16 protein-coding genes are annotated in these 22,599 nt (G+C 70.9%); 4 read left to right on the top strand and 12 right to left on the bottom strand.

The window, feature by feature from the left end; genetic code table 11:
- Positions 1–260 precede the first annotated feature (260 nt).
- From ACZ6KY_RS29670 to ACZ6KY_RS29660, 3 genes are all read right to left on the bottom strand, one after another.
- Complete coding sequence (locus ACZ6KY_RS29670; protein ID WP_469313373.1) at positions 261–1,706, bottom strand: aldehyde dehydrogenase family protein; 1,446 nt, start codon at positions 1,704–1,706, stop codon at positions 261–263.
- A gap of 331 nt (positions 1,707–2,037) precedes the next feature.
- Entirely contained in the window at positions 2,038–3,705 is a 1,668-nt protein-coding gene (locus ACZ6KY_RS29665) for a PucR family transcriptional regulator (protein WP_469313333.1), read from the bottom strand.
- A gap of 173 nt (positions 3,706–3,878) precedes the next feature.
- Complete coding sequence (locus ACZ6KY_RS29660; RefSeq protein WP_469313332.1) at positions 3,879–6,290, bottom strand: type IV secretory system conjugative DNA transfer family protein; 2,412 nt, start codon at positions 6,288–6,290, stop codon at positions 3,879–3,881.
- Between the two features lie 300 nt (positions 6,291–6,590).
- Here ACZ6KY_RS29660 and gabT point away from each other — a divergent pair, with 300 nt between their 5' ends.
- Together gabT and ACZ6KY_RS29650 are read left to right on the top strand one after the other, a co-directional pair.
- Complete coding sequence (gene gabT / locus ACZ6KY_RS29655) at positions 6,591–7,925, top strand: 4-aminobutyrate--2-oxoglutarate transaminase (RefSeq protein WP_469313331.1); 1,335 nt, start codon at positions 6,591–6,593, stop codon at positions 7,923–7,925.
- Positions 7,926–8,125: 200 nt separating this feature from the next.
- Complete coding sequence (locus ACZ6KY_RS29650; RefSeq protein ID WP_469313330.1) at positions 8,126–9,052, top strand: phosphatase PAP2 family protein; 927 nt, start codon at positions 8,126–8,128, stop codon at positions 9,050–9,052.
- On the opposite strand, the gene ACZ6KY_RS29645 is transcribed toward ACZ6KY_RS29650, so the two are convergent.
- The 8 genes from ACZ6KY_RS29645 to ACZ6KY_RS29610 form a co-directional block, all read right to left on the bottom strand.
- Positions 8,991–10,826 carry a chitinase gene (locus tag ACZ6KY_RS29645; RefSeq protein WP_469313329.1) on the bottom strand — a complete coding sequence of 612 codons (1,836 nt, stop codon included), beginning with the start codon at positions 10,824–10,826 and terminating at the stop codon, positions 8,991–8,993. The two genes, ACZ6KY_RS29650 and ACZ6KY_RS29645, sit on opposite strands and share 62 nt — an antisense overlap.
- Before the next feature lie 237 nt (positions 10,827–11,063).
- Positions 11,064–11,522, bottom strand: a complete 459-nt coding sequence (locus ACZ6KY_RS29640) for a hypothetical protein (protein ID WP_469313328.1) — start codon at positions 11,520–11,522, stop codon at positions 11,064–11,066.
- Between the two features lie 178 nt (positions 11,523–11,700).
- Positions 11,701–13,128 carry an NAD(P)/FAD-dependent oxidoreductase gene (locus ACZ6KY_RS29635; protein WP_469313327.1) on the bottom strand — a complete coding sequence of 476 codons (1,428 nt, stop codon included), beginning with the start codon at positions 13,126–13,128 and terminating at the stop codon, positions 11,701–11,703.
- A gap of 30 nt (positions 13,129–13,158) precedes the next feature.
- A complete protein-coding gene (locus ACZ6KY_RS29630; RefSeq protein ID WP_469313326.1) occupies positions 13,159–13,959 on the bottom strand; it encodes an ABC transporter permease in 801 nt (266 codons plus the stop codon).
- Complete coding sequence (locus ACZ6KY_RS29625) at positions 13,960–14,889, bottom strand: ABC transporter permease (protein ID WP_469313325.1); 930 nt, start codon at positions 14,887–14,889, stop codon at positions 13,960–13,962.
- On the bottom strand, positions 14,889–16,040 hold the full coding sequence (locus ACZ6KY_RS29620) for an ABC transporter ATP-binding protein (RefSeq protein ID WP_469313324.1): 1,152 nt from the start codon (positions 16,038–16,040) through the stop codon (positions 14,889–14,891). The genes ACZ6KY_RS29625 and ACZ6KY_RS29620 overlap by 1 nt, the downstream gene beginning before the upstream one ends.
- Positions 16,041–16,045: 5 nt before the next feature.
- Positions 16,046–17,293: a polyamine ABC transporter substrate-binding protein gene (locus tag ACZ6KY_RS29615; protein ID WP_469313323.1), complete on the bottom strand. Its 1,248-nt coding sequence runs from the start codon at positions 17,291–17,293 to the stop codon at positions 16,046–16,048.
- A gap of 76 nt (positions 17,294–17,369) precedes the next feature.
- On the bottom strand, positions 17,370–18,896 hold the full coding sequence (locus ACZ6KY_RS29610) for a gamma-aminobutyraldehyde dehydrogenase (RefSeq protein ID WP_469313322.1): 1,527 nt from the start codon (positions 18,894–18,896) through the stop codon (positions 17,370–17,372).
- A gap of 178 nt (positions 18,897–19,074) precedes the next feature.
- On the opposite strand from ACZ6KY_RS29610, the gene ACZ6KY_RS29605 reads away from it, so the two are divergent.
- Both ACZ6KY_RS29605 and ACZ6KY_RS29600 read left to right on the top strand, forming a co-directional pair.
- The gene (locus ACZ6KY_RS29605) at positions 19,075–19,656 is read left to right on the top strand and encodes an NADAR family protein (RefSeq protein ID WP_469313321.1); all 582 of its coding nucleotides are present in this window, start codon (positions 19,075–19,077) and stop codon (positions 19,654–19,656) included.
- Between the two features lie 428 nt (positions 19,657–20,084).
- Complete coding sequence (locus ACZ6KY_RS29600) at positions 20,085–21,608, top strand: MFS transporter (RefSeq protein WP_469313372.1); 1,524 nt, start codon at positions 20,085–20,087, stop codon at positions 21,606–21,608.
- Between the two features lie 67 nt (positions 21,609–21,675).
- Here the strand turns inward: ACZ6KY_RS29600 and ACZ6KY_RS29595 are convergent, their stop codons facing one another.
- Entirely contained in the window at positions 21,676–22,524 is an 849-nt protein-coding gene (locus ACZ6KY_RS29595) for a DUF4190 domain-containing protein (protein ID WP_469313320.1), read from the bottom strand.
- Positions 22,525–22,599: the final 75 nt, after the last annotated feature.

Below are 22,599 nucleotides of genomic sequence, written 5' to 3'. Positions count from 1 at the left end.
TCACGCCGCTACGCGATGCGTTGGTGGTCCAAGGAAAGACGCCCCGCTTCCTGCGGGGAAATGCAGGTGCAAGGCCTGCCCGGCGCTCTGTGAAGACCCTGTCCCGTATCACCCGGGACAGGGTCTTTTTCGATGTCCGGACCTCGACCGGCACGACCGCCGCTGCGGAACCGGGCGCTACGGGCGCTCGACGCCGGATACGCCGACGGCCGGAGCCCCCGCACAGTTGGGCTCCGGCCGTCGGCTTCGGTGGGGCTTCGTCAGAGGGCGAGGCCCGTCAGGACCAGCACACGCTCGTACGTGTAGTCGTCCATCGCGAACCTGACGCCCTCGCGGCCTACACCGGACTGCTTGACGCCCCCGTACGGCATCTGGTCGGCGCGGTAGGACGGCACGTCGCCGATCACGACGCCGCCCACCTCCAGGGCGCGGTGCGCGCGGAACGCGGTCTGCAGGTCGTGCGTGAACACGCCCGCCTGAAGGCCGTACTTGGAGCTGTTGGCGGCGGCGAAGGCGGCGGCCTCGCCCTCCACCCTCTGCACGGTGAGGACCGGTCCGAAGACCTCCTCGCAGGAGATCGTGACATCGGCCGGCACATCGGCGAGGACGGTCGGCGCGTAGGAGGCACCGTCGCGCTTGCCGCCGGTGAGCAGCGTGGCGCCGGCCGCGACGGCCTCGTCCACCCATGACTCGACGCGCTCGGCGGCGGCCTCGCTGACCAGCGGGCCGACATCCGTCGCGTCGTCGGACGGGTCGCCGGTGACCTGGGCCTCCACGGCGGCGACGATGCGCGGCAGCAGCCGCTCGTACACCGCCGCGTCCGCGATCACGCGCTGCACCGAGATGCAGGACTGGCCGCCCTGGTAGTTGGAGAAGGTCGCGATGCGGGTCGCGGCCCAGTCCAGGTCCGCGTCGCTCGCGAAGTCGGCGAGGACGACGGCCGCGCCGTTGCCGCCCAGCTCCAGGGTGCAGTGCTTGCGCGGCACCGAGTCCATGATCGCGTAACCGACCGTCTCGGACCCGGTGAAGGAGATGACGGGAAGGCGCTCGTCCTGGACCAGGGCGGGCATCTTGTCGTTGGCGACCGGCAGGATGCTCCACGAACCGGCCGGGAGGTCGGTCTCGGCCAGCAGGTCACCGATGATCAGGCCGGACAGCGGGGTCGCGGGCGCCGGCTTCAGGATGATCGGGGCACCCGCGGCGATGGCCGGCGCGACCTTGTGGGCGCACAGGTTCAGCGGGAAGTTGAAGGGCGCGATGCCGAGGACGACACCCTTGGGGAAGCGGCGCGTGAGGGCGAGCCGGCCCTGACCACCCAGGTCGGTGTCGAGGCGCTGCGCCTCGCCGCCGTTGAAGCGGCGGGCCTCCTCCGCGGCGAAGCGGAACACGGACACCGCGCGGCCGACCTCACCCCGGGCCCACTTGATCGGCTTGCCGTTCTCGGCGGAGATGAGCTGCGCGATCTCCTCGGTGCGCTCGGCGAGGCGGCGCGAGACGTGGTCGAGGGCGGCGGCGCGTACGTGGGCAGGGGTGGCGGCGAACTCGTCGCGCACGGCGTACGCGGCGGCCACGGCCTCCTCGACCTGAGCCTCGGTGGGAACGCTGACCTGACCGACGACCCGGCCGTCCCACGGCGAGGTGACGTCGAACGTGGTCTCACCGGTGGCCTGGCGGCCGGCGAGCCAGAAGGCGTGGGTGGCCCCCACGATTTCTTCCTGAGGCATGTGCGAGTCCCGGCCCTTCCATAGTGGGGGGTGACGATGAGGGGGGTGACGATGGGGTGTTTCTGGTGGTGCTGCGCTTTCCGGTCCACGGTAGGGCCGGGAACACTGGCGACGGTTTATCCGGCGCGTAACAGTCGGGGGGCGGGGTACGCCGGTTTGGCCTGATCGTCCGCGTCGCCCGAAGACGGTCGGGGCTGAGGTCCGCGACCTCGGCCGGGACTGGGGTGACCGGTAGCCCGTGCGGGCAGGTCACCGAGGCCACCGTGCCCCACGCCCCCTACCCGAGCCGGCTGCCGTCAGCGGCGGAGTCGGTTCACTCCCCCGACGCGGTCGTGGTTTTCAGGGCGAGCCAGAGTTCCATCCGGACGTCGGGATCGTCCAGCGACCGGCCGAGGATCTCCTCGACCCTGCGCATCCGGTAGCGCAGCGTGTGCCGGTGGACCCCCAGGTCGGCAGCCGCCGCGTCCCACTGGCCGTGGCGCGACAGCCACGCCCGCAGCGAGGCGACCAGGTCCCCGCGGCCGGTGGCGTCGTGATCGTGGAGCGCCCGCAGGAGCCCGTCCGCGAACGCCCGCACCGCGTCGTCCGCGAGCAGCGGCAGAACGGACCCGGCCGCCAGTTCCTCGTGCTCGACGAGGAACCGGCCCCGCCGCCGGGCGACGGACAGGGCCTGTTCCGCCTGCTTGTAGGCGGCGCGGGCGGCGATCGGACCCGCGGGGGCCGAGAGCCCGACGACGAGTTCGGCGTCGTCCCCGGAGACCCCGGCGGGCTGCTCGCGCGGCACGGCCCGCGCCGATTCCAGCACCACGGCGTAGTCCCCGCAGGCCGCGACCGCGGCGCCGCCGTCCACGGCGAGGACGACCAGCCGTTCCCCGTCGGGTACGACGAGGACGGTCTCCCCGGAACGCGCGGCGGCGGATTCGACGACCTCGGCGAGGCCGTCCAGCGGATCGCCGTTGACGCCCGGCACGGCGGCGGCGGTCTTGGAGGGCGCGGCGGCGCCCACGCGCGCGTGCCCGTCGGCGTGCGCCCGTCCGGCCGACGCGGACACCGACTCGGCGATGATCAGCCGGAACGGCGCGTCGAGCAGTTCGCCGTACAGGTCCCCGGCGACGGCGCGCGCGTGGTCGGGTTCCCCGGCGAGCAGCATCCCCAGCACGGCCGCGCCGATCCGCTGCTCGGCGGCGTGCAGGGACGTCGAGCGTTCCGTGGTGAGCGTGAGCAGGGCGATCGCCGAGTGCACGGCGTAGCGCTCGGCGGTGCCGAGGGCGCCGGCGGTCCCGACGGCGAGCGCGGCGCGCGGCCTGCGTCCCGTTCCGAGGGAGTGCAGTTCGACCCGGTCCTCGCCGCCGACCACCGAGCTCGCGGGCGCGGGCCGCTCGCGCAGCCGCTCCACGTCCGGGGTGAGCCGCGCGGCACGGCGCCCCGCCCAGTCCGGCGCGGTGGCGACGACGGCGCCGGACGCGTCGTAGAGCGCCGCCCAGCCGTCGACCTGTGCGGCGAGTGCGGTGAGCAGTCCCTCCGGTCCGTCGTTCAGCGCCTGCTTGGTGAGTTCGCGCTGTGCGGCGAACCCGGCGGTGACGGCCCGGTACTGATCCGCGGCGATGGCCGCGGACACGGCCTTGCTGATGGCGAGGAAGGGGGTGCGCCGGGGCACTTCGAGGAGCGGCAGCCCCTCCTCGTCGGCGGCGTCGACCAGCGCCTTCGGGATCTCGTCGTAGTTGACCCCGACGGCGAAGCCGATCCCGACGACTCCCGCGCCGGCCAGCCGCTTCACGTAGCGCCGCATGACGTCGGGATCGTCCGCGTCCAGCTTGAGCGCGGTGATCAGCAGCAGCTCCCCGCCCTCCATGTACGGCACGGGGTCGGCGAGCTCGCTGACATGGGCCCAGCGGACGGGCACGTCCAGGCGGTCCTCGCCCGCGCGCACCGAGAGCTTGAGCGCGGAGTGGTGGACGAGCGAGGCGAGCGTGGGGGGCATGAGGCCTTCAGGTCGGTGTGAGCTCTGCGATCTCGGTGATCTCTGTGATGATCTCGGTGATCTCTGCGATCTTTTGGCCGCGGCGTATGAACGGCCTGTGTCGATTCTGCCTCACCGTACGGTCGTCGCGTACGTTCCTGCCCATACGTCCCGGTCAGCCCCGCAACCGCCCGTCAACCCCGCAGGTCCACCAGCAGGGGCGGGGCGTGTTCGCCCTTCACGCTGGTCAGCGACAGCACCGCGTGCCCGGGCGGCACCGCGTGGGCCAGTTCGGACGCGGACCAGTGCTCCCGCTCGACCTGGCGCACGGTGACGGCGTCGGTGGTCACGGCCTTGCCGGTCACCAGCTTGCGCAGCGCGTGGATGGCCCGGGTCATGGGCTGGTCGGCGAAGACGGTGTGCTGGGCCACATCGCGCGCCTCCACCCACTCGGTGCCCCAGGACTCGGCGAAGCGACCGCCGTCCCATGTCGTGACGCCGGAGAAGGCCATGCGGCAGCCGACCGCTCCGTACAGCGGGCCGTGCAGGGCCTCGGGGATGTCCCCGATGCTCCGCAGGGCGAGGACCACTCCCGCGTTCTGCGCGCGGAAGCCCTGGATGCGGCGGACCGTCTCGGCGGTCAGGGCCCCGGTCGCGTCGTCGAGCACCAGGCAGGCGAAGTGCCCGCGCTCGCCGCCGCCGCGGACGACGGCGGCGAACTGGGCGAGCAGAAGCCGGGTGATCAGCTGGGACGCCTCTTCGTAGCCGCGTTCCGGGAGGTCGATCCGGACGCGCAGCGGATGATGGGCGACCGCCCGGAGCGAGAACGGCCGGGCGCTCCCGCCCGCACCGAAGAAGTCCGCGAAGACGGGCCGGTCCAGCAGCGCCAGCCGGTCGGCCAGAACCGGGCCGGGGTCGTTGGCGCCGCCCGTCTGCCGCAGCCGCGCCTCCAGTTCACGGAGCATCGCGGGGTGCCCCTCGGCCGACAGCGCCTGCCGCAGCGGCTCCAGTACCGCGGGCACGCCTTCGAGCAGTTCGCGCAGCACGGGAATCGTCGGGAACGTGCCGTACACGGCGCGGTAGGGGCCGAGCAGCTGGGCGAGGGCGGTGGCGGCACGCCGGACGTCGACGCCGTCGACGCTCCCGACCAGGCCCTCGGCGAGGAACGCGGCGGCTTCGTCGGGGTCGTCGGAGTCGGCGTACAGGTCCAGGTCATGGACCGACTCGGGATTTCCGAGTTTCACGACGACGTCGTACGACGTGTCAGGGCCGACCGGCGTCCCGGCGGCGGCCACCACGACGACGGCGCACCGGGCGGTGAGGGCCTGGAGCCCCAGCGATTCGACGACCGGTCTGACGAGGTGGCGTGTCTTCCCGGAGCCCGCCGGTCCGACCGCGAGGAGCGAGGTGCCGAGTGTCGCCGGGTCGAGGGCGGCACCCGCGCCGGAGTAGGCGAGCGGGGTGCGTTCCCGGGCGACCCATCGGCCGAGCCGTACCTGGGCCGCGAGCAGGTCGTGGGAGGCGGCGCGGGCGGGCAGATCGCGGGCTCCGGACGGATGGGTCCAGGCCGCGGCGCCCCGCCGCAGCACGGTGTCGCTGAAGACGGCGAGCTGTCCGTCCCGCTTGGCCGAGGTCCAGGCACGCAGGATCCTCGCGCAGTCCACGTCGTTCATACGGCCGGTCAGCACCTCGGAGGACAGCAGTTCCGCCGCTTTGTGCTGTCCGGTCGCCCTCAGCTCGGGCCATTCGGCCGGAGGGCCGGACGGGTCCGCGGGCTCGGCCGCGGGCGTGCCCGCCGGAGCCGGCCGGGAGCCGAACCGTTCCTTGGCGAGCGGCCACCATCCGCCCAGCTTGGCGAAGGGCAGCAGGACCAGCACGGTGATCAGCGTGTAGACGCCGTAGCTGAGAGCCAGTGACTGGAACACCTCGTCGCCGCCGGCGATCAGCGCCACGAGGGACAGCACCGGATTGACGATCGGCAGCGGGTCCCACCCCACGCCCGGGAAGGCGTCCGGCCAGACGAACATCAGGGTCACCAGGGCCGCCAGGGCCGCGATGACGGCCCGGCCGGGCTGCGCGCGCCGGACGACGAAGTGGTGGGCGACCTCGCGCCAGCTTCCGAGACGGCCCATCGCGTAGATCAGCGCGCCGAAGAAGAGGCCGTCGTAGACGACGATGGCGTCCACGCCCTGCCAGGACTTCGGGGAGGTCGTCCCGCCCCACCACCAGTCGTCCGGCGTGAACAGTTTCAGCACGACGAGCTGATAGGGAACGGCCCCCCGGCGCCACAACGACCAGACGATCAGCCCGATCACCAGGGGGATCACCAGGCCGACGATCGTCACGGAGGCGAGCCGCTTCCGCTCCTTCGGCTCCCGGGGGGCGACGTATCCGTACCGCCAGATCCCCAGTGCGGCGTCGGGGCGCGGCGCGTTGAGCCAGTCACGCACGGCCGGCCGGGGCGTCGGCGCCTGACCGGGCACGGGCGGCGGTCCCGAGGGCCTGGGCGGAGCACCGCCGGGAACAGCGGGGACCCCGGGGGGTGCGGCCGGACGAGGCACGGGATCGTGCGTGCCACGTGCGTCGCGCGTACCGTCGAAGTCCATCGTGTGCGCCCCCTGACCAGCCAGTCCGCTTGTCGCTCTCAGGCCAATCTAGTGGTCCCGCGGGGGGAGTTCAGCGTTTACACGACCCGGCCGGCCTCGGGGGCGGACCGCCGGACGCCGGCTCCTCTATGTCCACCGCGGACAACCGATTCCCCCGACAACGCCCACATGGCGCATGCCGACCCCCCCTCCTCGGCTCTAGCCTGCGAAGAAAGAAGGCAAGCGTCCGAAACCCCCCGCCCGGACCACCCCGCGTTCGCCGGGGACCGTCCGGTTCGCAAGATCATCAGGGAGCCCCTCATGACCGCACTTCCGCAGGAGCGCCGCGTCGTCACCGCCATTCCCGGCCCGAAGTCGCAGGAGCTGCAGGCCCGACGCCTGGCCACGGTCGCGGCCGGCGTGGGGTCGGTGCTCCCTGTCTTCACCACGCGCGCGGGCGGCGGGATCATCGAGGACGTCGACGGCAACCGCCTCATCGACTTCGGCTCCGGCATCGCCGTGACGTCGGTCGGCGCGAGCGCCGAGGCCGTCGTACGCCGGGCCTCCGCTCAGCTCCAGGACTTCACCCACACCTGTTTCATGGTCACGCCGTACGAGGGGTACGTCGCCGTCGCCGAGGCGCTCGCCGAGCTGACCCCGGGTGACCACGCCAAGAAGTCCGCGCTGTTCAACTCGGGTGCCGAGGCCGTCGAGAACGCCGTCAAGATCGCCCGCGCCTACACCAAGCGCCAGGCCGTCGTCGTCTTCGACCACGGCTACCACGGCCGTACGAACCTCACGATGGCGCTGACCGCCAAGAACATGCCGTACAAGAACGGCTTCGGCCCGTTCGCGCCCGAGGTCTACCGCGTGCCGGTCGCCTACGGCTACCGCTGGCTGACGGGCCCGGAGAACGCCGGTGCCGAGGCGTCCGCGCAGGCCATCGACATGATCAACAAGCAGATCGGCGCCGACAACGTCGCCGCGATCATCATCGAGCCGCTGCTCGGCGAGGGCGGCTTCATCGAGCCCGCGAAGGGCTTCCTGCCGGCCATCAGCCAGTTCGCCAAGGACAACGGCATCGTCTTCGTCGCGGACGAGATCCAGTCCGGCTTCTGCCGTACCGGCCAGTGGTTCGCCTGCGAGGACGAGGGCATCGTCCCGGACCTGATCACCACCGCCAAGGGCATCGCGGGCGGCCTGCCGCTCGCCGCCGTGACGGGCCGCGCCGAGATCATGGACGCCGCGCACTCCGGCGGCCTGGGCGGCACCTACGGCGGCAACCCGGTGGCCTGCGCCGGCGCGCTCGGCGCGATCGAGACGATGAAGGAGCTCGACCTCAACGCCAAGGCGAAGAACATCGAGTCGGTCATGAAGACCCGCCTCGGCGCCATGGCCGAGAAGTTCGACATCATCGGCGAGGTCCGCGGGCGTGGCGCCATGATCGCGATCGAGCTGGTCAAGGACCCCGCCACCAAGGAGCCGAACGCGGAGGCGGCCGGCGCGCTCGCCAGGGCCTGCCACCAGGAGGGCCTGCTGGTCCTGACCTGTGGCACCTACGGCAACGTCCTCCGCTTCCTGCCCCCGCTGGTCATCGGCGAGGACCTCCTGAACGAGGGTCTCGACATCATCGAGCAGGCCTTCTCGCGCATCTGACGCCCGAGACGCCGCAGCACCGGAATCCGGGAAGCCGCCCACGGGCGGATTCCGCCTGGGTTCCGGTGCTGCGGCTTTCCGGGTCGGGCGTGTGAAGAAGGTGTGCGAGGTGCATGGCGGGACGCGATTCCGCCTGTCGGAGCCGCACCCCCTGCCGTAGGTTCTAACCAGATCAGCGATACACCCGCCCACAGGGGACTGTGGGTGACACCGGGCCGAGGCTTCCCCGGCTTCGCCCTGGTCGTGCCCTCGCGCACACACCCGGAGCTTCCGGCTCCGGTTCTCCTCACCGATCGGACAGCCGCCCGCCCCAAACCCCCCGGGGCGCGCGGCATTCCGGTCCGGACGGCCGCCTCGGAACCACCCCCCCCTGTTCCGGGGCGGCCGACCCTCCTTCTTCCCCCTCCTCCGCCGGGCCCGCTCTTCAGCCCGATGCCTCAGGCGGGTGGCGCAGCGACAGCGCCGGACGATGGCAGGCTGTCCCCATGCCCCTCCTGTTCGGCCTGCCCGCTCTCTGCTTCCTGCTCATCACCTGGCAGGTCGTTGCGGGCGGCCCGCTCGTGAGTCTGGACGAGCGGATCAGCGGCGCCCTCGTCCGCCCGGACCGGTTCTCCGAGTCGCTCGCCGACCTGGGCAGCGTCCAGGTGGCGGTTCCGGTCCTCGCCCTGACGCTGCTGTACGTCGCCCTGCGGGGCCGCGCCACGGGTCTGGACCGATGGTGGCTGCCCCCGGCCGCCGCCGCGGTCCTGATGGCCCTCGTCCCCGCGCTGATCGTGCCGCTGAAGGAACTCGTCGCCCGGCCGGGCCCCCCGGTCATGGGACCCGGCACCGGCTTCTATCCCTCAGGACACACCGCCACCGCCGCCATCGCGTACGGCGCCGCGACGCTGCTCCTCCTCCCCCTGCTCCGCACCGCGGGCGCCCGTGGCGCACTGCTGAGCGTCTGTGCCGCCGTGAACGCGTGCGTGGCCTTCGGCCTGGTCCGGCGCGGCTACCACTGGCCACTGGACGTGGTGGCCAGTTGGTGCCTGTGCGCGGTGCTGCTCGGCTCCCTGCGGCTCTTCCTCAGCCGAAGTACGCGTCGAAGTTGTGCGAGAACTCCCAGCCTCCGAACCGGTCCCAGTTGACCGACCACGTCATCAGGCCGCGCAGGCCCGGCCAGGTGCCATGGGTCGCGTACGAGCCGCAGTCGGTCTTCTTCGTGAGGCAGTCGAGCGTCTTGGTGACCTCGGCCGGGGCCACGTAACCGTTGCCGGCGTTGGTGGTGGCGGGCATCCCGATGGCTATCTGGTCGGGGCGCAGCGGCGGGAAGACGTTGCCCGCGTCACCCGCGACCGGGAAGCCCGTCAGGAGCATGTCGGTCATCGCGATGTGGAAGTCGGCGCCGCCCATGGAGTGGTACTGGTTGTCGAGGCCCATGATCGAGCCGGAGTTGTAGTCCTGGACGTGCAGGAGGGTCAGGTCGTCGCGCAGGGCGTAGATCACCGGGAGGTAGGCGCCGGCGCGCGGGTCCTGGCCGCCCCACTTCCCGGTGCCGTAGTACTGGTACCCGAGCTGGACGAAGAAGGTCTCCGGGGCCATGGTCAGCACGAACTTCGAGCCGTACCTGGCCTTCAGGGTCTTCAGGGCCGAGATGAGGTTGACGATCACCGGGGTGGTCGGACTCCTGAAGTTCGTGTCGCTCGCGTCCAGGGAGAGCGAGTGGCCCTCGGAGTCGATGTCCAGGCCGTCCAGGCCGTAGGTGTCGATGATCTTCGAGACCGAGGAGACGAAGGTGTCGCGGGCGGCCGTGGTGGTGAGCTGGACCTGACCGTTCTGGCCGCCGATCGAGATCAGCACCTTCTTGCCGGCCGCCTGCTTGGCCTTGATCGCCGCCTTGAAGTCGGCGTCGCTCTCCACCGTTGCGCACTCGGTGACGGGGCAGCGGTTGAAGCGGATGTCGCCCGAGGTGGCGGAGGTCGGTTCGCCGAAGGCCAGGTCGATGACGTCCCAGCTGTCGGGTACGTCGGCCATGCGCGTGTAGCCGGCGCCGTTGGCGAAGCTCGCGTGGAGGTAGCCCACGAGGGCGTGGGTGGGCAGGTCCGAGGAACCTCCGCCGCCCCCGCCGGAACCCGCCGAGGTGGTCGCGGTGACCGTGGCGGACTTCGCCGACTCGCCCGCGGCGTTCGTCGCCGAGACCTGGAAGGAGTACGCGGTGGAGGCGGACAGACCGCTCACGGTCGCCGAGGTGCCGGTGACCGTCTGGACCTTCGCTCCGTCGCGGTAGACGGCGTAGCCGGTCGCGCCGGGCACCGCCGTCCAGGACAGGCCGACCGCTGAGGAGGTGACCGTGCCGACCGTCAGTCCGGTGGGCACGGCCGGCGGCTGCCCGGCGTCGACGCCGGGGCCGGTCAGCGAGACGTCGTCGGCGTAGTAGGCGCCGGTGCCGTACCAGCCGTGCGTGTAGATCGTGACCTGGGTGGTGGATGCGCCGGTGCGGAAGGTGGTGCTCAGCTGCTGCCAGTCGGCGGCGGACGGGGTCCAGGTGCTGACGTCGGTCGTGCCGGTGCCGGTCGCGCCGAGGTAGACGTAACCGCCGCGGACGTAGCCGGAGAGGGTGTACTGCGCGTCGGGCTTCACGGTCACGGTCTGCGAGCACTGCGCGTAGTCGCTGCCGGCCGGGGTCGCCATCAGCGCCGAACTGCCGCTCCGGACCGGGGAATTGACGGTGGTCGCCGCCGTACAGCTCCAGCCGGTCAGGCCCGACTCGAATCCGCCGTTCCTGGCGAGGTCCGCGTCGGCCGCGCGGGCGGCCGACGAGAGCGCGACCAGTCCGGGCACGGCCAGGGCGGTGGCCGTGCACACGGCGAGAAGCCTGCGGCGACCGCGCGCGAACGGTCTGTTGTGTCTGGTGCGGTCCACGACTGCCTCCGGGCATGGGGGAGTTGGAGGATGGGGCGCGCCCAACTTGGTCCAGACCAATTCGGTTGTCAAGTCCTCCGGCAGGCAATGGAGTTCGGAGGGCCGCCGGGCCGGAATCCGGAATCTCGCCGGGCCTGCTTCCGGACGGTCACCGTCCCGGCCCTGCGCCGTCACCGACCCCGGCCCCGGCTCCCCACCGTCACCGATCTCGGTCCCCAGCGTCGCCGAGCCTGCCTCTCACCGCCGCCTGTCCTCGTTCCCGGCCAGGGCCGCCGCGGCCTCGTGCATGGCCAGTTCGAGCAGCGCCGGGTCGGTGAGCGTGCCCGAGCCGTCCGGCGGGACCAGCCAGCGGACCCCGCCGGTGGACCGCCCCGGGTAGGGCACCACGATCCAGGTGCCGTGGCCCGCCGTACGCACCCCCGTGCCGAGCCATCGGGCCGCGGTGCCCGCTGGCACGAAGAAACCCATCCGGGCGTCGCCGAAGTCGACGAGCACCGGCCCGGGCTGGTCGATCACCCGGGTCAGTACGTCGAGGGTCGGATAGCCGAGCCCGCCCGGCAGAATGAGGACGTCCCAGGCCCTTCCCGCCGGCAACAGCGCGATCCCGCGGGGATTGCGCTCCCACTCCCAGCGGCAGGCCTCGGGATCCGGTGCCACGGATGCCAGCCACTCGACCGCCGCCTTGGGCCCTGTCATGACGGAACCTCCCTCTCGTGTCGACGCTGTTCGCGTCACAGAGGAGAGGGAGGTCAGGGCCGGTCATTACGCGGGTTCGGGCTACCAGTTGGCAAAAGATCAGGGACCCGGCCGACGCGGGGCGCGCCGGTGGATCAGGTCCGGGCCCGCGCGTCGGTGCACGTCCGTGGCGCGCGCCTCAGCTGTCGAAGCCGAGGCCCAGCCTGTCCATCGTCTTCAGCCACAGATTGCGCCGGCCGCCGTGCGCGTCCGCCCGGGCCAGCGACCACTTGGTGAGCGCGATGCCGGTCCAGGCGAACGGCTCGGGCGGGAACGGCAGCGGCTTGCGGCGGACCATCTCCAGCTCGGTGCGTTCGGTGCGCTCCCCCGCCAGCAGGTCGAGCATCACGTCGGCGCCGAACCGGGTGGCGCCCACACCGAGGCCCGTATAGCCCGCCGCGTAAGCGACCTTGCCCCCGTGTGCGCTGCCGAAGAACGCCGAGAACCGCGAGCAGGTGTCGATCGCGCCGCCCCAGGCGTGGGAGAAACGGACGCCCTCCAGCTGCGGGAAGCAGGTGAAGAAGTGCCCGGCGAGCTTGGCGTACGTCTCGGGACGGTCGTCGTACTCGGCGTTCATCCGGCCGCCGTAGGGGTAGATCGCGTCGTAGCCGCCCCACAGGATCCGGTTGTCGGCGGACAGCCGGAAGTAGTGGAACTGGTTGGCCGAGTCGCCGAGGCCCTGCCGGTTCTTCCAGCCGATGGACGCCAACTGGTCGGCGGTGAGCGGCTCGGTCATCAGCGCGTAGTCGTAGACCGGGACGGTGTACGGGCGGACGCGCTTGACCAGGTTCGGGAAGATATTGGTGCCGAGGGCCACCCGGCGGGCCCGGACCGAGCCGTACGGGGTGCGGACGGCCATGCCGGCGCCGGACGGCTTCAGTTCGAGGGCGGGTGTGTGCTCGTACACCCGCACTCCGAGCTCCTTGCACGCCCGCTTCAGACCCCACGCCAGCTTGGCCGGATGGAGCATGGCGACGCCGCGACGGTCGTGCAGCCCGGCCAGGAAGGTCGGGGAGTCGACCTGTTCCCGTACGGCCTCGGTGTCGAGGTATTCGATGCCCTCGGCGAGGCCCTCTCGCTCCAGCTCCTGGTGCCAGTCACGCAGTTCGGCCGCCTGGTGCGGCTCGGTGGCGACGTCGATCTCACCGCTGCGCTCGAAGTCGCAGTCGAGGGAGTAGCGGGCGACCGCCGCCTCGATCTCGTCGAGGTTGCGGGCGCCCAGCTCCTCCAGCTTCCTGATCTCGTCCGGCCAGCGGGTGAGTCCGTTGGACAGACCGTGGGTGAGGGACGCGGCGCAGAAGCCGCCGTTGCGGCCCGAGGCGGCCCAGCCCACCTCGCGCCCCTCCACCAGGACGACATCCCGCCCGGGGTCGCGCTCCTTGGCAATCAGCGCGGTCCACAGCCCGCTGTAGCCGCCGCCGACGACGAGCAGGTCGCAGGTCTCGGTGCCGGTGAGCGCGGGCTCGGGGCGGGGTTTGCCGGGGTCGTCCAGCCAGTACGGGACCGGCTGGGCGTCGGAAAGGGATTTCGTCCACTGATTACCACGGGTCATGGCGCTTGGGGCCATGATTTCAACTCCCAACAAGGGTGACGGGTGTTATGCCTTTTGCCTGTTCCGGCGATTGCCGAGAACCATTCCGGCCAGGACGAACAGTACGGCGACGAGGAACATGGCCGTACCGATGACATTGATCTGAACGGGTGTTCCGCGCTGTGCCGAACCCCAGACGAACATGGGGAACGTGACGGTCGAACCCGCGTTGAAATTGGTGATGATGAAATCGTCGAAGGAGAGCGCGAAGGCAAGGAGCGCGCCCGCGGCGATTCCGGGGGCCGCGATGGGCAGGGTGACGCGCAGGAAGGTCTGCGCGGGTCCCGCGTAGAGGTCCTGGGCCGCCTGTTCCAGCCGCGGGTCCATCGACATGACACGGGCCTTGACGGCCGTCACGACGAAGCTGAGGCAGAACATGATGTGGGCGATCAGGATCGTCCAGAAGCCCAGCTGGGCGCCCATGTTGAGGAACAGGGTGAGCAGCGAGGCGGCCATGACGACCTCGGGCATCGCCATCGGCAGGAAGATCAGCGAGTTCACGGCGCCGCGCGCGCGGAAGCGGTAGCGGACCAGCGCGAAGGCGATCATCGTGCCGAGGACGGTGGCCCCGATCGTCGCCCAGACGGCGATCTGGAGGCTGATCGAGAGCGAGCCGCACATGTCGGCGACCCCGCACGGATCACGCCAGGCGTCCGTCGAGAACTGCTGCCACTCGTAATTGAAGCGCCCCTTCGGTTTGTTGAAGGAGAACACCGTGACGACGATGTTGGGCAGCAGCAGAAATCCGAGTGTCACCAGGCCGGCGATGACGACGAGATGGCGCTTGAGCCAGTTCACGAAGGCCATTTAAACCAGATCCTCCGTCCCGGACTTGCGGATGTAGAGCGTGACCATGATGAGGATCGCGGCCATGAGAATGAAGGAGAGCGCCGCGGCCGTCGGATAGTCGAGAATCCGCAGGAACTGGGTCTGGATGACGTTGCCGACCATCCGGGTGTCGGTGGAGCCGAGCAGGTCGGCGTTCACGTAGTCACCGCTGGCGGGGATGAACGTCAGCAGCGTTCCCGAGACCACGCCGGGCATCGACAGCGGGAACGTCACCTTGCGGAAGGTGGTGATCGGCCGCGCGTACAGGTCGCCCGCCGCCTCGTGCAGCCGTCCGTCGATCCGCTCCAGCGAGGTGTAGAGCGGCAGGACCATGAACGGCAGGAAGTTGTACGTGAGTCCGCAGACCACCGCGAGCGGGGTGGCGAGGACGCGGTCCCCGGCGGTGAAGCCGAGCCAGTTGGTGACGTCCAGGACGTGCAGCGAGTTCAGGGCGCCGACGACCGGGCCGCCGTCCGCGAGGATCGTCTTCCAGGCGAGCGTGCGGATCAGGAAGCTGGTGAAGAACGGGGCGATCACCAGGATCATGATCAGGTTGCGCCAGCGGCCCGCCCGGAACGCGATCAGATACGCGAGCGGATACCCGAGTACCAGACACAGGATCGTGGCGGCGCCGGCGTAGAGCACGGAGCGCAGGAACTGCGGCCAGTAGTCGGCGAGCGCGTTCCAGTACGTCTGGAAGTGCCAGGTGACCTTGAAGCCCTCCTCCAGCGAGCCCGTCTGCACGGACGTGGAGGCCTGGTAGATCATCGGCAGCGCGAAGAAGACGACGAGCCACAGGAGTCCGGGCAGCAGCAGCCAGTACGGGACCAGGCGGCCACGCTTTCTGGGCGGCTTCTCGGCGGGCCGCGGCGCGATCGGTGGCGCCTCCACCTCGGTGACGGTGGCCATCAGGCGGCCTCCTCCTCGGCCGTTTCGACGCCCGCGTCGATGTCCTGGGCGCCGTCGAGCCCGAAGGTGTGCGCCGGGCTCCAGTGCAGGACGACGTCCGCGCCGGGGACCAGCCGGGAGTCCCGGTCGATGTTCTGGGCGTAGACCTCGAACTCGGGACAGACGGCGCTGTCGATGACGTACTGCGTGGAGACGCCGATGAAGCTGGAGTCGGCGATCTTGCCGGTGATCCGGTTGCGGCCGGCGGGTATCTCGCCCGCGTCGTCGGCGTGCGTGAGGGAGATCTTCTCCGGGCGGACACCGACCAGGACCTTGCCGCCGGTCGTGGCGGTCGCGGAACAGCGCGCCACGGGGAGCACCAGCTTGCCGCCGCCCGCCTTGAGCACGATGTCGTCGCCGCTGCGGGAGTCGACCTCGGCCTCGATGAGGTTGGAGGTGCCGAGGAAGTTGGCGACGAAGGTCGTGTTCGGGTTCTCGTAGAGGTCGGCGGGCGCGCCGAGCTGCTCGACCCGGCCCGCGTTCATCACGGCGACGGTGTCGGCCATGGTCATGGCCTCCTCCTGGTCGTGCGTGACGTGGATGAAGGTGATGCCGACCTCGGTCTGGATGCGCTTGAGTTCGAGCTGCATCTGGCGGCGCAGCTTGAGGTCGAGGGCGCCGAGCGGCTCGTCGAGGAGCAGCACCTTGGGGTGGTTGATCAGCGCGCGGGCCACGGCGACGCGCTGCTGCTGGCCACCGGAGAGCTGGTGCGGTTTCTTGCGCGCCTGCTCACCGAGCTGTACGAGGTCGAGCATGTCCTCGACCTGCTTCTTCACCGACTTGACGCCGCGCCGGCGCAGACCGAAGGCGACGTTCTCGAAGATGTCGAGGTGCGGGAAGAGTGCGTACGACTGGAAGACCGTGTTCACCGGGCGCTTGTAGGGCGGCAGGTTCGTCACGTCCTGCTCGCCGAGCGAGACGACGCCCGAGGTGGGCTCCTCCAGGCCGGCGATCATCCGCAGGGTGGTGGTCTTGCCGCAGCCCGACGCCCCGAGGAGGGCGAAGAACGAGCCCTGCGGCACGGTCAGGTCGAGGGGGTGCACGGCCGTGAAGGAGCCGTACGTCTTGCTGATCCCGGAGAGGCGGACGTCGCCGCTGTTTTCATTCGTCATGGTGGTCACGCCCCTGTGAGCTTCGCGAACTTCTCTTCGTAGGCCGTCTCTTCCTTCGAGCTCAAAGAGCGGAAGGCGTGGGACTTCGCGGCCATGGCCTTGTCAGGAATGATCAGCGGGTTGTTCGCCGCGTTCTTGTCGATCTTCGCGAGGTAGGGCTTCACCCCGTCGACCGGGCAGACGTAGTTGATGTAGGCGGAGAGCTCCGCCGCCGGCTCGGGCTCGTAGTAGTAGTCCATGAGCCGCTCGGCGTTCGTCTTGTGACGTGCCTTGTTGGGGACCAGCATGTTGTCCGTGGACGTCAGATAGCCGCTGTCCGGGATGATGAAGTCGACGTCCGGGCTGTCCGCCTTGAGCTGGACGACGTCACCGGCCCAGGCGAGACAGGCCGCGAGGTCGCCCTTGGTGAGGTCGGACGTGTAGTCGTTGCCGGTGAAGCGGCGGATCTGGCCCTTGTCGACGGCCTTCTGGATACGGGCTATCGCGGCGTCGAAGTCGTCGTCCGTGAAGTTCGCCGGGTCCTTGCCCATGTCGAGCAGCGTCAGGCCGATGCTGTCGCGCATCTCCGAGAGGAAGCCGACGCGCCCCTTGAGCTTGGGGTTGTCGAGCAGGTCGGAGACGGACTTGACCTCGACCCCGTCGAGCGCCTTCTTGTTGTAGGCGATGACGGTCGAGATCCCCTGCCAGGGGTAGGAGTAGGCGCGGCCGGGGTCCCAGTCCGGGTTGCGGAACTGGGCGGACAGGTTGGTGTAGGCGTGCGGGAGGTTCGACGGGTCCAGCTTCTGCACCCAGCCGAAGCGGATCAGCCGGGCCGCCAGCCAGTCGGTGACGACGATCATGTCGCGCCCGGTGTCCTGGCCCGCCGCGAGCTGCGGCTTGATCTTGCCGAAGAACTCGACGTTGTCGTTGATGTCCTCGGTGTACTTGACCTGGATGCCGGTCCGCTTGGTGAACGTGTCGAGCGTGGGGTGGTGCTTCTCGCTCTTGTCGACGTCCATGTACTCGGTCCAGTTGGAGAAGTTGATCGTCTTCTCCTTGGCCGAGTGGTCCTCCGACGAGACGCTGCCCTGGGGCTTGCCGGCCGCGGGGATCCCGCAGGCGCTCAGCGCCCCGAGGCCGCCGACGGCCAGCGCGCCGCCCGCCGAGGCGCGCAGCAGTGACCGGCGGGTGAGGGACGCCCTGCCGTTCCGGAAGCTGCGCCGCAGGGCGGCCAGTTGCACCGGGGACAGGCGTTCGGGCTCGTACTGCTCCATGCTCTGATGCCCTTTCGGAAGGGTCGCGGCCGTGGTCGCGGCCTGGTGTGCCACAGGGCCGTAGCCGGTCGATCGGCTACGGCCGGTCCCCGAAGACCGTGCGGTGCCAGTCCTTCCTGGCGACCGCGGTGTTGTCGAACATGACGTGCTTGACCTGCGTGTACTCCTCGAAGGAGTAGGCGGACATGTCCTTGCCGAAACCGGACGCCTTGTAACCGCCGTGCGGCATCTCGCTGATGATCGGAATGTGATCGTTGACCCAGACGCAGCCGGCCTTGATCTCGCGGGTCGCGCGGCCCGCACGGTAGACATCGCGGGTCCAGGCGGAGGCGGCGAGTCCGTACGGTGTGTCGTTGGCCAGCGCGATGCCCTCGTCGTCGGTGTCGAAGGGGAGCACCACGAGGACCGGGCCGAAGATCTCGGCCTGCACGATCTCGCTGTCCTGCCCGGCGTCGGCGACGAGCGTGGGCGCGTAGTACGCGCCGCTCTTGAGCTCTCCCTGGGGGGCCTCGCCGCCGGTGACCACGCGCGCGTAGCCGCGGGCCCGGTCGACGAATCCGGCGACGCGGTCGCGCTGGGCGTGCGAGATCAGCGGGCCGAGGTCGGTGTCGGACGCGAAGGGGTCGCCCACCCGGACGCTCGCCATCAGGGCGCCGGTGCGCTCCACGAACGCCTCGTAGAGCGGCCGTTGCACGTACGCGCGCGTGGCGGCCGTGCAGTCCTGGCCCGTGTTGATGAGCGAACCGGCGACCGCGCCGTGCACGGCGGCCTCCAGGTCGGCGTCGTCGAAGACGAGGAAGGGGGCCTTGCCGCCGAGTTCCAGGTGGAGGCGCTTGACGGTCGAGGTGGCGATCTCGGCGACGCGCCTGCCGACGGCGGTCGACCCGGTGAAGGAGGTCATGGCGACGTCGGGGTGCCCGACCAGATGCTCACCGGCCTCCTTGCCCAGACCCGTGACGATGTTGATGACCCCGTCCGGGATGCCCGCGTGGGTGGCCGCCTCGGCGAACAACAGGGAGGTGAGCGGGGTCAGTTCGGCGGGCTTCAGCACGATCGTGTTGCCGGCCGCGACGGCCGGGAGGATCTTCCAGGCGGCCATCTGGAGCGGGTAGTTCCAGGGCGCGATGGAGCCGACGACGCCGATGGGTTCGCGGCGTACGTACGAGGTGTGGTCGCCGGAGTACTCACCGGCCGACTGGCCCTGGAGGTGCCGGGCGGCGCCCGCGAAGAACGCCGTGTTGTCGATGGTTCCCGGGACGTCGAACTCGCGGGTCAGCTTGAGCGGCTTTCCGCACTGCAGCGACTCGGCCTGGGCGAACTCCTCGGCACGCTCGGCGAGTACGGCGGCGAAGCGGTGCAGCGCGTCGGAACGCTCCCCGGGGGTGGTGCCGGCCCAGCCGGGGAACGCCGCGCGGGCGGCCGCGACGGCCGCGTCCACGTCGGCGGTGCTCGCCAGCTCGTACGTGTACACCTCCTCGCCCGTGGCGGGGTTCACGACCGCGTGCGTACGACCGGAGGTGCCCTTGGTGAGACGGCCCCCGATGTACTGCGCGCCGTCCGCGAGGCGGTCCTGCGCCTGGAAGCGATGGCCCGGATTGTGCATGTCGCTCTCCTCCGCCGTCCTCCCCGTCGAGACGGGGGTCGGCGTAGCTCCAGCTCGATTTGAGTGCCGATCCTGACAGAGCAAAGGGACTCCAACAAGTGATTCCGTTGTTGCCTTTTGGTTACGCGACGGAATCCTTCGACCAGGTGTCGAGTCGTCCTGGAAAAGGCGGGACGGAATGTCAGTGGTGCGTGCCACAGTGGCGTGCATGGGGAAGATCGAGTCGCGGGAAGCACTGGTCAGTGCCGTGGAGTCGGGGACACCGGTGGAGTACCTGCACTTCTGGGGGCACCGCCCGAGGGCGGACGGCCAGGTGGGGTCGAGCTGTCTCAGCCAGTGGTGGCCGTCGCCCTTCGTGGTCGACGGAGTCGCCTACGCGACGGCGGAGCACTGGATGATGGCGTCCAAGGCCCGCCTCTTCGGCGACGCCGAGGCCGAGCGCCAGGCGATTGACGCACCGAGCCCCGCGCTCGCCAAGAAGGCCGGCCGGCTGGTGCGCGGCTTCGACGACGCCCTATGGGAGCGCGAGCGGTTCGACATCGTCGTCGAGGGCAGCGTCCACAAGTTCTCCGCCCACCCCGGCCTGCGGACGTTCCTGCTGGGCACGGGCGGCCGGGTACTGGTCGAGGCGAGCCCGATGGACCGGGTCTGGGGCATCGGCCTCGCCGCGAACGACGACGGCGCGTCGGACCCCCGCCGCTGGCGGGGCCCGAACCTGCTGGGCTTCGCGCTGATGGAGGCACGAGAGCGGTTGCGGTAGCCCCGGAGGACGCCCGGTACCGGGGGCCGACACTCGCGCCTTTTCCGGACGGCGCTGCCGCCTTCCCGGACGACGCCCACGACCTTCCCAGAGGGCGCCGCTGCCGTCGCCCAGGGACGCTGCTTTCCTCTCCGGGGGGTGCCCGCCCGGTCGGCCGCACCCGATGCCACCCCGGGCGGTGGAACTCCGGCCGGGCGGCATTGCGTACGGCCGGAGCTCCCCCGGCAGGCCTCCCGCCACCGTCCGGGGCCGGTCCGCGGCTCACGGCCTGGCGGGGCGGCGAAGGCAGGCGGCCGGTGCGCCGGTCTGCGGATGCGTCGGCGTCCTGATCAACCGACACTGACCGTGTGAGTGGCACCTCTGGGGCGCGGGACAAGGCCGTGCCGACATCAGTCCCCGCCCCGCGTCAGTCGCTGGCACTCGCGGCGATGCTCTTCGCCGTGGCGATGACGTTCATCGACCAGACGATCGTCTCCATCGCGGCGCCGGACATCGTCCGCGAGCTGGGGCTGTCGGCCTCCGGCATGCAATGGGTGGTGAACGCCTATCTGCTCTCGCTGGCCGCGTTCTTCGCCCTCGGCGGACGCCTCGCCGACCTGCTCGGCCCACGCCGTGTCGTCGTCGTCGGCACCCTCGTGTTCGTCATCTCGTCGGTGCTCTGCGGATGCGTGCCCGAGGGAGACTTCGCCCAGACCTGGCTGATCATCTTCAGGGCGACCCAGGGACTGGGGGCCGCGCTCCTCTTCCCCGCGGCCCTCGCCGTGGTCGTGGCCGTGTTCCCGGTCCGGCGGCGCGGCCGGGCCCTGGCGCTGTTCTTCGGGCTGTCCGGCGCGCTCACGGCCATCGGCCCGCTGCTGGGCGGCTGGCTCACGGAGTGGACCTGGAGAGCGATCTTCTGGGTCAACGTGCCCGTCGCCGTCGTAGCCCTGGTCCTGACCGTGATGGCGCACATTCCCGACAGGCGGCGCGACGAGTCGCTCGACGGCGTCGGGGCGCTCCTGATCGCGGTGGGCATGGGCCTGAGCGTGCTCGGTTTCCAGCAGGCCGGCTCCTGGGGCTGGGACAGCGCGGCGACCTGGGGCTGCATCGCGGGCGGCCTCGTCGTCCTGGTCCTCTTCTGGCGCTACGAGCGGAACAAGCGCCACCCGCTGGTCAACCTGGCGGTCTTCCAGGACAAGGCGTTCACCGTGGACTCCCTGGTGCTCTTCTTCGCCATGCTCGCCTTCGTGCCGGTCTTCTTCTTCGCCTCGGTGTACGCGCAGGTCTCCCTCAGCGCCTCACCGAACCAGGCGGCCCTCTACCTGCTGTACTTCTTCGCCGGCTTCGCGATCGCCTCGCAATGGGGCGGCCGCATGCTGGACAGACAGGGCGCACGGCCGGCCATGAAGATCGGCACCGTCCTGGGCGCGGTCGGCTTCGCCCTCTGGGCCCACAAGCTGACCGACCTGTCCATGAGCGACCAGTGGCCGTACGTCGCCCTCGCGGGCGCCGGCATCGGCTTCATCCTGGCGCCCGCCTCCACGGACGCCGTCAACCGGTCCATCGGAGCGTCGTACGGCGAGGTCACCGGCATCACGCAGACCGTCCGCAACTACGCGGCGAGTGTGGGCCTGGCCGTCTTCGGGACCATCCTGACCCACACGATGACGGACAAGGTCGTGTCGACGCTCCAGTCCCACGGCCTCTCGTCGGACGAGGCCCACGGCGTGGCCAAGGAGATCGCCCAGGCGGTCACGGGCAATTCCGACGCCCGGCAGCCCACCGGCACCGGCGCCACCGCGTCGACCATGCGCGAGGTGATGGCGAGCGTGCGGACGGACTTCGCCGAGGCCAACCAGTGGGTCTTCTACGGCATGGCCATCGCGCTCGCCGTCGGATTCCTCTGCGCCCTGCGCCACCCCGGAGGCCGCGGGCCGGCAGCCGCGGACGACGAACCCCCGGCCGCGGACTGACACGACCGCCGGCCCTCTGGTGCGGTGGCCCTCCGGCGCGGCGGCCTACGTACAGCGGGGCTGCGGGCTACCGCTGGTGTACCCCCAGGGACGTGGAGAAGCCGTCGTCGCCACCCGGGTCACCGCTGCCCCCGTCGTCCGGAACGACGAAGATGAAAAGGACGAACAGACCGACAGCGAGCACGATGCCGACGGCTCCGCAGATGACCCCCGCCAGCGCCACCCCGGAGTTCGTGGCCTCGCCCCGGCGCGCCTTGGCCCGGCCGATCAGACCGAAGATCACGGCGAGGATGCCCAGCAAGATCGCCAACGGCGACACGATGAACAGGACCACCGCGATGATCCCCAGCACGAGCGCGGCAGTCCCCATACCGTTGCTCGGCGGGGGCTGCGTCAGGGGCCAGCCGTAGCCCGGTGCGCCCGGATGGACGGGCCCCGCGGGAGCGCCGGGGTACTGCGGGTAGCCGTAGCCGTAGCCGTACGGGAGGCCCGGACCGCCGGGCGCGATCGGCGGCGGGGGGACGGGCTCACCGGGAACCGGCTGCGGGTAGGGACTGCGGGCCGCCGGCGGGGCGAAGGGGTTGTCCCAGGAGGGACCGCCCATGCCTCCAGGTCCGGGCGGGACCGGCGCGCCGGGCAGCGAGGTGATCGTCGGCAGACCGTACGCCGGAGGAGGTGTGGCACTCCCCCGTGCGGTTCCCCCCGGCGAGGAGATCTCCTCGGGCGGCGCCCAGGGGTCGCGCTCGGGTTCCCGGTCGACGGCGCGCTTCCCGAGGTAGACCTGGGCGCCGGGAACGGGAGCCGCGAAAGGCGCGGTGCCCTGCGCGGGCACGGAACCCCTCGGCCCGTCACCTGACACACCGTCGTCCGCCGCGGGCGCCCCCTGCTCCGCTCCGTCACCGAACGCGCGATCCACCCACCGCGCGCGCTCCTCGAACCCGGAACCCGGACCGCCGTCCCGATCGTCGCCCGGGTCTGCGTCCCGAACGCT

This window comes from Streptomyces sp. NPDC042002 (genome assembly GCF_055588305.1).
The sequence above is the reverse complement of the archived record's forward strand: the minus strand, read 5'-3'. Positions and strand labels throughout refer to the sequence as shown.

Excerpts from the sequence above, each read along its gene's own strand:
- ACZ6KY_RS29665 (WP_469313333.1), bottom strand. The coding sequence starts at position 3,705 with ATGCCCCCCACGCTCGCCTCGCTCGTCCACCACTCCGCGCTCAAGCTC.
- ACZ6KY_RS29660 (WP_469313332.1), bottom strand. The coding sequence starts at position 6,290 with ATGGACTTCGACGGTACGCGCGACGCACGTGGCACGCACGATCCCGTG.
- gabT (WP_469313331.1), top strand. The coding sequence starts at position 6,591 with ATGACCGCACTTCCGCAGGAGCGCCGCGTCGTCACCGCCATTCCCGGC.
- ACZ6KY_RS29640 (WP_469313328.1), bottom strand. The coding sequence starts at position 11,522 with ATGACAGGGCCCAAGGCGGCGGTCGAGTGGCTGGCATCCGTGGCACCG.
- ACZ6KY_RS29635 (WP_469313327.1), bottom strand. The coding sequence starts at position 13,128 with ATGGCCCCAAGCGCCATGACCCGTGGTAATCAGTGGACGAAATCCCTT.
- ACZ6KY_RS29630 (WP_469313326.1), bottom strand. The coding sequence starts at position 13,959 with ATGGCCTTCGTGAACTGGCTCAAGCGCCATCTCGTCGTCATCGCCGGC.
- ACZ6KY_RS29625 (WP_469313325.1), bottom strand. The coding sequence starts at position 14,889 with ATGGCCACCGTCACCGAGGTGGAGGCGCCACCGATCGCGCCGCGGCCC.
- ACZ6KY_RS29620 (WP_469313324.1), bottom strand. The coding sequence starts at position 16,040 with ATGACGAATGAAAACAGCGGCGACGTCCGCCTCTCCGGGATCAGCAAG.
- ACZ6KY_RS29615 (WP_469313323.1), bottom strand. The coding sequence starts at position 17,293 with ATGGAGCAGTACGAGCCCGAACGCCTGTCCCCGGTGCAACTGGCCGCC.
- ACZ6KY_RS29610 (WP_469313322.1), bottom strand. The coding sequence starts at position 18,896 with ATGCACAATCCGGGCCATCGCTTCCAGGCGCAGGACCGCCTCGCGGAC.
- ACZ6KY_RS29605 (WP_469313321.1), top strand. The coding sequence starts at position 19,075 with ATGTCAGTGGTGCGTGCCACAGTGGCGTGCATGGGGAAGATCGAGTCG.
- ACZ6KY_RS29600 (WP_469313372.1), top strand. The coding sequence starts at position 20,085 with ATGCTCTTCGCCGTGGCGATGACGTTCATCGACCAGACGATCGTCTCC.